The following is a 9,212-nucleotide window of genomic DNA, read 5'->3' as shown; positions in this document are numbered from 1 at the left end:
GCCGGCGCCGCGGGCGGACGCCGACGCCCCGGCCGGCACCGGCTGCGGCACCGGGTCACACCGGACGTCCGAGCGGCGGCCGCCGACCCGGGCCGGCAGCTCCCCGGTCGCCAGGTACGCGGCGATCGTGTCGTCCACGCACGCCACCCCGCTCAGCGAGCCGGAGTGGGTGCTGCCGCCGACCCCCTCGACCAGCACCGCCTTCGGGAACCGGCTGCGCACCTCCAGCGCGCCCGGGTACGGGGTCGCCGCGTCGAGGGTCTCGTTGATCAGCAGGATGCCGCCCACCTTGCGGCCGTCGACCCGCACCGGCCTGCCGGCCTCGCCACCCCACCAGAGGCAGGGCGCGTTGAACCAGGCGTTGCCCCACGTCTCGAAGGGCGCCCGGGCGAAGGTCCGCCAGTTGTCGGCCCGCCACCTCTGCCAGCTCTTCGGCCACTGCACGTCGGTGCACTGCACGCCGAGGTAGACGGCGAAGCCGTTGTCCGCCCCCGGACCCTGCGGGTTGGCACTGTCGTAGAGCGCCTTGAGGGTCTGCCAGTCGCCCCCGTGGACCCAGCCCGCGAAGGCGCGCGCGACCTCCTCCCAGCCGAAGACGTAGTAGCCGGCCTGGAGGAAGATGTCGGTCCACTCGTCCGGGCCGATCACCCCACCGGCCGGCTTCTTCAGCAGCTTGAGCTGCTCGGCGTAGAAGCGCCGCTCGACCTCGCGGCCGGTCTGCCCCAGGTGGTAGACGCTGTCGTAGCGGGCGATCCAGTCGAAGTAGATCCGGATGTTGCGGTCGAAGGCGATGTCCTGGTCCAGGTTCGCCTGGTACCAGACGTTGCGCGGATCGACGTTGCCGTCCAGCACCATCCGGCGCACCCGCTGCGGATAGAGCGTGGCGTAGACCTGGCCCAGGTAGGTGCCGTAGGAGAAGCCGTAGTAGTTGATCCGGTCCTGGCCGAGCGCCTTGCGGATGCTCTCCATGTCCTGGACCGTGTCGGTGGTCCTCAGGTGGTCGAGCAGCCCGCCGCCGGTCGCCGCACAGGCCTTCGCGTACCCCTCGGAACGCTTCAGCCAGGTCCGCTCCAGGTTCGGGGTCGCCGGCACGTAGAACGGCCGGTCGTAGCCGAAGTAGCCGCCGTCGCAGGCCAGCGCGGGCTCGGAGGCGCCGACTCCGCGCGGGTCGAAGCCGATCCAGTCGTACGCGTCACCGGCGCCGTTCGGCACATACTCGCCGAGCACCGACAGGCCGAGGCCGGACCCACCCGGGCCGCCCGGGTTGACCAGCATGACCCCCTGGTACCGCGCCGCCGGCGTCCGGTGCGCGATCCGGGAGACGGCCAGCTTGATCTTCGTGGCCCGCGGGTGGGCGTAGTCGAGCGGAACCTCCACGAAGCCGCACTCGCCGCCGCGGCGCTGCAGGCCGGGGCTGGCGCACGCACCCCAGGTGATGGGCGGCGGGGTGTACGACGGCGCGGCGGCGGTGCGTCGGGGTGCGGGTGCCGCCTGGGCCGGACCGGCCATCGCGCCGCCGAGGATCAGCCCGGCGGTGGCGATGGTCGCCACGAGTCTTCTCATTGCGTCCCTTTCGGAGTGTCGCACCGGGACGTTGCGGAGTCCCGGTGTCCGGAGCCGAGTTTGCTACCCGATCGTGTCGGGCGGAAGACCGGAGGACACTTTGGACGATCGTGATGCCCGGGACTCTGTGCGGCGTGCCACGCCACTGGTAGCGTGCCGAGCGTCGTGTGTCCACAGTGCTGGTCCGAGTGGCCGGGCCAGGGTTCGGGAGAGAAAGCCAGTGGCTAGTTGGCAGGGAGACATCCGGCGCGCGTCGAGCGCCGACGCGCAGGTCGTCGGCATGATCCTGGCGGAAGCGTTCATGCGCGACCCGGTCAGCGGGTGGATCTTCCCCGATGACCGGCACCGGGCGGCGGCCCACCCAGCCTTCTTCGGCGAGTTCGTCACGCTGGCCCTCGACGCCGGTGAGATCCACCTGGCCGGGGACGGCGCGGGCGTGGCCCTGTGGCTGCCGGTCGACGGCAGTGCGGGCGGCGACGAGGGCGACGGGCTGTACCAGGCCCTCGAGGCGTCGATCGGCGCCGAGGCGACGAAGCGGTTCGGGATCCTCGACGAGCTGATGACCGCCAACCACCCGGGTGCGCCGCACTGGTACCTGCCCTTCATCGCGGTGCACCCCGACCAGCACAGCCGGGGCGTGGGCTCGGCGCTGCTACGGCACCAGCTCGCACGGCTGGACGAGATCGGCTCCGCCGCGTACCTGGAGGCGAGCTCGCCGCGGAACGCCGCCCTCTACGAGCGGCACGGCTTCGCCCGGGGCGAGGTCACGCTGGACCTGCCGGACGGCCCGAGCCTCTACCCGATGTGGCGGAACCCGGCCTGACGCGCGTCGCCCGCCCCGTCGACGGCGGGGCGGGCGGTCAGCGGCGCACCGTCACCGTGGCCGCGTCGAGGGCGGCGACCACCGCCGACAGCAGGCCGTCCAGCGGCGGCGGGAGGAACTGCCGGCAGTCGCGCATCCGGGCAGTCACCTGGTCGTCGAAGACGTTCGAGCTGAAACCGACCGCGCCGGTCAGGCCGGCCAGCAGCAGCGTCCCCGGGTCGAGCTCGGTGCGCTGCTGGCGCATCAGCAGGGCGGTGAGGCGTACCCGGGGCGAGGCGGCCTGGTTCGGGTCGATGGCCGGCCATCGGACGGATCGGCGCAGGGCGCGGCCCTGCTCGCGGCGGACCACCCCGGCGGTCGCCAGCCGGGTGCCGACCCGCTCCTGGATGTTGAGGTGGTCGCGCAGGTAGCGAATCCACAGCCGGGTCGGGTGCACCCCCTCCCGGCCCATGATCTCCGTGACGAGCAGGTCGGTCAGCGGCTCCTGCCAGAGCCGCCGGTCGATCGCGATCACGCCACCGTTGTCGATCGTGATCCGGCGCTCGAAGATCAGCTCGGCCAGCGCCGCGCCGGCCAGGGCGCAGTTGAGTCGGTCGATGGCGACGTGCGGCTTGCCGGAGAACTCATCGTGGCCGATCAGGAACAGCGCATCGGCGAGCCGGTACGCGGAATGTGCACTGTGGTAGGTCATCGTCATCCTCAGCCGACGGCCGTGAGCATCGACACGGCACGGTACGGCATGGATACTCACAGTTCAATTCGGACAGTCAGCCAGTTGTTACCGCTGATTGTCCGAAGTGGACTTGTGACCATCAGTGATGGCCAATACTCTGCCCCAGGATCTCCGATCCCCACGCCTCTGGAACCCCCTCACGCCCCCTGGAGCCAACGTGTCCAGTGACCCCTTTTTCTCCGACAGCGGGCTGCGCCGCGGTCGGTTGGGGACCGCCCATCTCGTCTTCTTCACCGTCGCCGCGTCGGCACCGCTGACCGTGCTCGGCGGCGGCGTCACCACCATGTACGCCGTCAGCGGCAACATCGGCGCCGCGCTCAGCTACGTGCTGCTCGCCGTCGTGCTGGCCGTCTTCGCGGTCGGCTACGCGGCGATGAGCCGATACGTCGCCAACGCCGGCGCCTTCTACGCGTACATCGCCAACGGGCTCGGTCGGGCCGGTGGGGTCGCCGGCTCGGCGGTCGCCCTGACCGCGTACAACGCCATCCAGATCGGCCTCTACGGCCTGCTCGGCGCCATCCTCAAGGACTTCATGGCCGCCAAGGCGAACATCGACCTCGCCTGGTGGATCTGGGCCCTGGTCGCCTGGGCCCTCGTGGGGTTGCTCGGCGTCCTGCGGATCGACCTGAACGCCACCGTCCTGGCGATCCTGCTCGGCCTCGAGTGCGTCGTCGTGGTCATCTTCGACGTGGTCTCCTTCGGCCACCCGGCCGGCGGCGCCGTCACCTTCGACGGCATCGCCCCGGGCAACCTCTTCACCGCCGGCTTCGGTGCGGTGCTGGCCTTCGCGATCGCCTGCTTCACCGGATTCGAGAGCGGCGCGATCTACAGCGAGGAGGTCAAGGACCCGCGGCGCACCGTCGCCCGGGCCACCTACATCGCGGTCGCCTTCACCGGCCTCTTCTACGCCCTGTCCGCCTGGGCGCTGACCGTGCTCACCGGCCCGGAGAACGCCCCGAAGGCGTCCGGCGAGGCGGGCCCCGGCGTGGTGTTCGGCGCGCTCGACCAGTACGCCGGCACCGTCGTCGCGGACGTCGCCAACGTCCTGTTCATCACCTCGGTGCTGGCCGCGCTGCTCTCGTTCCACAACGGCGTCGCCCGCTACCTGTTCGCCCTCGGCCGGGAGCACGTCCTGCCGCGGTTCCTCGGCGCCACCTCGAACCGTTCCGGCGCGCCGATCGCCGGGTCGATCGTGCAGAGCGTGCTCGCGGTCGTCGTCTTCATGGCGTTCGCGGTCGTCGGCCGGGACCCGGTCATCGACCTGTTCACCTGGCTGTCCGGCGCGGCCGCGGTCGGCGTGGTGCTGCTGATGGTGCTCACCTCCGCCGCCGTCGTCGGTTTCTTCCGGGGTCGGTCGGGCCCGGAGACGCTCTGGCAGCGGGTCGTCGCGCCGGTCCTCGGCACGATCATGCTGGGTGCGGTCCTCGCCGTCCTGCTGCTCAACTTCGACGCCATGCTGGCCCCGGACACCGCCGCGTACCTGAAGTGGCTGCTGCCGCTGATCCCGGTCGCCGCCGCGGTGATCGGCCTGATCTGGGGCCTGGTGCTGAAGTCGGTCCGGCCGGAGGCGTACGCCCGGATCGGGCGGGTCGCCGAGGAGGGCCTGCACGAGCCCGGCCTGCACCCGTCGCCGGAGGCCGAGCGGGACCTCTGGTCGACGGCCGGCCAGCGCTGACCTGATCCGCAACGGCCCGACCGCCGCGCGCGGTCGGGCCGCTGCGGTCACGGCATGGAGGCAGTGCTCGGCGAGGCGCGTCGGGAGCCGCGAGCGCGGGGGCGTCAGGCGGTGGGGGAGACCTCGATGACCACGCCACTGGCCGGGCGGGTCGGGATGCAGTGCAGCGGGATGTCCAAATCCTGCTGCGGGAGCCGGTAATCGAGCCGGGCCAGCCGGACCGCGAGCGCCCGCAGCAGCGCCACCGTGGTCATCTCGCCCGGGCAGCGGTGCCCGGTACGCGGATCACCACCGCCCTGCGGCACCAGCTCGAACTCGCCGATCTCCCGGCCGACGAAGCGGTCCGGGTCGAAGCGGTAGGGGTCCGGCCAGAGTCGCGGGTCGTGGTTCTGCCCGTACAGGTCCAGCAGCACCGTCGCGCCGGCCGGAATCCGTTCACCGGCCCAGCTCAGCTCGGTCACCGCCCGCCCGCCGACGAACGGCGCGAACGGGTAGAAGCGCCGGATCTCGTGCGCGTACGCCTCGGCGAAGGCCGGGTCGGCCGTGGCCAGTCGCTCCCGGTGCGCCGGCCAGCGGTGCAGCGCGTGCCCGGCGAACGCGACGAACCAGGTTACCGCGACCGTCGGCCGGATGATGTTGAGCAGTTCCACCGCCGCGGTACGCGGATCGAGGAGGCTGCCGTCGGCGTCCCGGTGGGCGGCGACCGCGCCGACCGCGGAACCGGAGGGAACCGTGGCGTCGCCGCGGCGTACCCGCTCGACCAGGTCGGCCAGGCACGCCTCGCGCCGGCCCCGGGCGCGCCGGGCCCGCCAGTGCCGGGGGCCGGCGGTGGCGAACCCGTCGACCAGGGCGACCAGGTCGGCGGCGAGGTCGGGCACCTCTGCCTCGCTCACCGGTACGCCGGTCCAGGCACAGACCGCGCGGGTCAGCACCTCGGCGGTGACGTCGAAGAGCACGACCGACGGCCGCTCCGCCCAGCCGCGAGCGGCCTCGTCCCAGGCCGCCTCCGTTCGGGCCACCAGCCCGTCGATCCCGCCGGTGAGCAGCGCCATGAACATCGCCTTGCGGACCCGGTGCGCCTCCCCGTCCAGGGTGTGCACCGCCCCCCGGCCGAAGAGGGTGTCCTGCACCGGCCCCGGGATCGCGCCGTGTCGGCGGATGTGCCGCTCGTCGTAGAAGAACCGGGCCGCCTCCGGGCCGTGCAGCGCCACCGCACGCTGCCCGAGCAGGCGGGTGACGAGCACGTCCGCGTTCGCCCGGCGCAGCCGGTCGGGCAGCCAGGAGTACCCCTTCAGCGCCAGCGGCAGGGTGTCGTCGAGGCGGTGGGTGCGGTCGCGCGCCATGGCCCTTCCTGCCCGGGCGGACGGACGCCAAACGCCGCCGCCACGCGGCCGACGATCACCCGCCCGCGCGGGTGGACCGTCAACCCCGCCAGCTGACCCCCTCGGGGTGCATTCCGGTCGCCTCTTCGAGGGCGTTGTCCGGCAGGTCCTCGCCGGCCCGGTCGTCCGGGAAGGTCCGCCGGCTCGGCGCGGGATCGGGCGGCGCGCCGGGTCCGGCCTGCGGGGTACGCGTCGGCTCCACCGGGCCGAAGTCGTGCCGGCCGCCCGGCTTCCCCTTACCGGTGGGTGCGCCCGCCCGGAGTTCGCCGCGGTGGTCCTCGGGCACCGCGTTCTCCTCGCTGCCCTCGTCCATCGGCGAGTCCTCGCCCGCACCCCAGGGGGCGTCGGCGTCGAACCCGTCGGTCGTCCCCCACGGCGCGACCGACTCCGGCCCTCGCCGCTCGCCGCCCGTGCCCGGTCCGTCCTTGCTGGTCATGGCCACCTCGCCTGGGTCGGTTCCCCTGCCCGCGCTGATTGCCCGCCACCGCGCCGGTCATGCCGCCCACCCTGCGCCGGTTGTCCGACGGTGAGCCGGCCCCGCATCGTCGCGCCGGCGGTCCCCCTCGGCGAAGAGCCGCGTCCGCAGCGCGCCGAGTGGCCGGCAGCCCGCCGGCTGCCGGCCGCTCCGCGGATCGGGTCGTCAGCGGCCGGCCATCGCCATGGGCCGCTTGGCCATCTTCATGCCGGCCATCGCCATGGGCCCCTTGGCCATCCCCATCCCGGCCACCTTGCCAATCGTCTTCGGCGCGGCCATCAGGCCGCCGGCCCGGCCGAGCATTCCCCGGAACACCTGGCCCGGCTTCTGCTGCTCACCCATGTACGCGGTCACCACCACCAACGCGCCGGTCAACGCCGGGACCGCCCACTGCAACAACTTCATCTGCCGCTGCGTGGAGGCGACGTTCGCCGGGGTCTGGTAGTTCGGCTCGGTGACCCCCTCGACAGGTGGGCTGCCCGCCTTCGCCAACTTCATGCCGAGCAATCGGCTGTAACCGGTCACCGCGAGCGCTCCGACGGTCAGCGCGGTCTTCACCGCGCTCATCCGCCCCACGCCGGACTGAGCGGCCATCCGAGGGCTCTCGGTGACCAGTTCACCCACCGCGCCGGCCAGGTGCGTGCCGATCGCCGCGGCGTTCACCGGGGTCCACCGCGCCCACCCCGCCGACGCCACCGGCAGTCGCTTCGTCGAATCGTCGATCTTTGCCGCCGCACCGTTGACGCCGAGCGCTCCCATCAGGGAGCCGCCGAACCAGGCCGCCAGGCCCAGGTCGTGCATCGAGCGCAGTGCGGTGTGCCGTTCGGACATCTGATCCCCCTCCGCCGTTTTCGAGCGGTGCGGCTTACCCACCATCCGGCCTGTTACGCCCCCCCTTTTCGCGGTACCGGACGGGCGGGTGTCCGCTTCTGGCCCGCGCGTCCGGCCCCGCCGGCGAGGAGGGCGTCGCAGCCGCCGACGCGGGTAGCCCGGTCGTTCGATCTCGGGGGCGGCGATTCGCCGGATCGGAAAGCGGGCAAGGATCTGCGGACCAGATGGGGGAGGGGCGATGAACGCGACGACGGGTGGACCGGCCGGGCCGGTGCCGCTGGACTACGTGCGCCTGTTCCGGGCCACCCCGGCGCCGTTCATGGTGCTCACCCCGGACCTGTCGATCGTCGAGATCAATGACGCCGCGCTACGGGTCACCGGTCGTACCCGGGAGGACGTCCTCGGTCGGGATGTCTTCGCGACGTTTCCGGCCAATCCGAGTGACCCGGACGCCTCGGGGGCGCGGAACCTGCGGGCGTCGCTGATCCGGGCCCGGGACACCGGCCGGACCGACACCATGCCGCTGCAGCGGTACGACCTCCCCGACGAGACCGGCCGGTTCACCGTGCGCTGGTGGAGCCCGGTGACCGTGCCCCTCGTCGACGAGCACGGGCGCACGGTGCTGCTGCTGCACCGTACCGAGGACGTCACCGAGTTCATGACGCAGCGGGGCCGGGGTGACACCGAGCGGACCTTCGGCGAGGACCACCGGCGGCGGATGTGGGAGATCGAGACCGACCTGTACACCCGCGCCCGCGAGTTGCGCGCCGGCCTCGACGCGGAGGCGCTGGCCACTCGCCAACTGAGCACCCTGGTAGACCTCGCCCGGCAGCTCGCCGGCTGCGAGACGGTTACCGGGTTGACGGAGGTGATCATCGACCGCGGGTTGGCGGCGCTCGGCGCGGACGGGGGAGCGGTCGCCGTCCGGGACGACAGCGACCAGTTGCACCTGACCCTCACCGAGAGCCTGGGCGGGATGACCCGCAAGCGCTACAGCCACCTGCCGCTGCACGGCCCGCTCCCGACCTGCGTGGCCGCGCTGCGCGGCGAGACCGTGCTGCTGCCCGACCGGGCCGCCGCGCTGGCCTGGGCCGACGAGATGGGCGACGTCCTGGTCGACACCGGGCTGCGGGCCTGGGCCGCGCTTCCACTGCGGTTGGGCGACCGGCTGCTCGGCTCGCTCACGGTCGGCTGGCGGGACGACCATCCCTTCTCGCCGCGGGAGGTCGAGCTGCTCGGCGCGTTCGCCGCCCAGTGCGCGCAGACGCTGGACCGGATCCGGGTGCACGACGCCCAACGGCAGACCTCCGTGACGCTGCAGCGCAGCATGCTGACCGAGCCGTTGCAGACCGCCGAGCTGGCGGTGGCCGTCCGCTACCACCCGGCCGCCCAGCACGAACAGGTCGGCGGCGACTGGTACGACGCCTTCCCGGCCGCCGACGGCGCCACCACCCTGGTGATCGGCGACGTGACCGGGCACGACCGCCGGGCACTGGCCAGGATGGCCCAGATGCGCAGCAAGCTGCGGGGCATCGCGTACATCATGGGGGCGCCGCCCGCGGAGACCCTCGCCGGCCTGGAACGGGCGATGGCCGGCCTGCGGGTGGACACGCTGGCCTCGGCGGTGCTGGCTCAGGTGTGGGCGCCCGGACCGTCGGGCGACCCCCACCGGGCGCGGCTGCTCTGGTGCAACGCCGGGCACCCGCCGCCGCTGCTGGTCGGCCCGGACG

Annotated in this window: 8 protein-coding genes; 3 read left to right on the top strand and 5 right to left on the bottom strand. The window is 73.0% G+C overall.

Features of this window, described 5'->3' with window-relative positions; translation table 11 throughout:
• Window positions 1–1,563 (bottom strand): alpha/beta fold hydrolase (locus DKL51_RS06245; protein ID WP_148097734.1); only part of this gene is annotated, 1,563 nt, incomplete at its 3' end.
• A gap of 220 nt (window positions 1,564–1,783) precedes the next feature.
• On the opposite strand from DKL51_RS06245, the gene DKL51_RS06240 reads away from it, so the two are divergent.
• Window positions 1,784–2,386: a GNAT family N-acetyltransferase gene (locus DKL51_RS06240; RefSeq protein ID WP_109942796.1), complete on the top strand. Its 603-nt coding sequence runs from the start codon at window positions 1,784–1,786 to the stop codon at window positions 2,384–2,386.
• Window positions 2,387–2,423: 37 nt separating this feature from the next.
• On the opposite strand, the gene DKL51_RS06235 is transcribed toward DKL51_RS06240, so the two are convergent.
• A complete protein-coding gene (locus tag DKL51_RS06235; RefSeq protein ID WP_109942797.1) occupies window positions 2,424–3,077 on the bottom strand; it encodes a GOLPH3/VPS74 family protein in 654 nt (217 codons plus the stop codon).
• 199 nt (window positions 3,078–3,276) lie between these two features.
• Here DKL51_RS06235 and DKL51_RS06230 point away from each other — a divergent pair, with 199 nt between their 5' ends.
• Window positions 3,277–4,794, top strand: a complete 1,518-nt coding sequence (locus DKL51_RS06230; protein WP_109942798.1) for an APC family permease — start codon at window positions 3,277–3,279, stop codon at window positions 4,792–4,794.
• Window positions 4,795–4,898: 104 nt separating this feature from the next.
• On the opposite strand, the gene DKL51_RS06225 is transcribed toward DKL51_RS06230, so the two are convergent.
• The 3 genes from DKL51_RS06225 to DKL51_RS06215 all read right to left on the bottom strand — a co-directional run bounded on the left by DKL51_RS06225 (window position 4,899) and on the right by DKL51_RS06215 (window position 7,482).
• Window positions 4,899–6,137 (bottom strand): cytochrome P450, encoded by a 1,239-nt coding sequence (locus DKL51_RS06225; RefSeq protein WP_109942799.1) that lies wholly within the window; start codon window positions 6,135–6,137, stop codon window positions 4,899–4,901.
• A 79-nt stretch (window positions 6,138–6,216) separates the two neighbouring features.
• The gene (locus DKL51_RS06220; protein WP_109942800.1) at window positions 6,217–6,612 is read right to left on the bottom strand and encodes a hypothetical protein; all 396 of its coding nucleotides are present in this window, start codon (window positions 6,610–6,612) and stop codon (window positions 6,217–6,219) included.
• Between the two features lie 204 nt (window positions 6,613–6,816).
• Complete coding sequence (locus tag DKL51_RS06215; protein WP_243421020.1) at window positions 6,817–7,482, bottom strand: hypothetical protein; 666 nt, start codon at window positions 7,480–7,482, stop codon at window positions 6,817–6,819.
• Window positions 7,483–7,720: 238 nt separating this feature from the next.
• Between DKL51_RS06215 and DKL51_RS06210 the strand changes: the two genes are divergently transcribed.
• Window positions 7,721–9,212, top strand: a 1,492-nt coding sequence (locus DKL51_RS06210; RefSeq protein ID WP_124811826.1) for a SpoIIE family protein phosphatase, incomplete at its 3' end; no start/stop codon positions are given.

The sequence above is a fragment of the Micromonospora globispora genome (assembly GCF_003857015.1).
GTDB lineage: Bacteria > Actinomycetota > Actinomycetes > Mycobacteriales > Micromonosporaceae > Micromonospora > Micromonospora globispora.
The sequence above is the reverse complement of the archived record's forward strand: the minus strand, read 5'-3'. Positions and strand labels throughout refer to the sequence as shown.

Coding starts and splice junctions, on each gene's coding strand:
- DKL51_RS06235 (WP_109942797.1), bottom strand. CDS start 3,077: ATGACCTACCACAGTGCACATTCCGCGTACCGGCTCGCCGATGCGCTG.
- DKL51_RS06215 (WP_243421020.1), bottom strand. CDS start 7,482: ATGTCCGAACGGCACACCGCACTGCGCTCGATGCACGACCTGGGCCTG.
- DKL51_RS06225 (WP_109942799.1), bottom strand. CDS start 6,137: ATGGCGCGCGACCGCACCCACCGCCTCGACGACACCCTGCCGCTGGCG.
- DKL51_RS06220 (WP_109942800.1), bottom strand. CDS start 6,612: ATGACCAGCAAGGACGGACCGGGCACGGGCGGCGAGCGGCGAGGGCCG.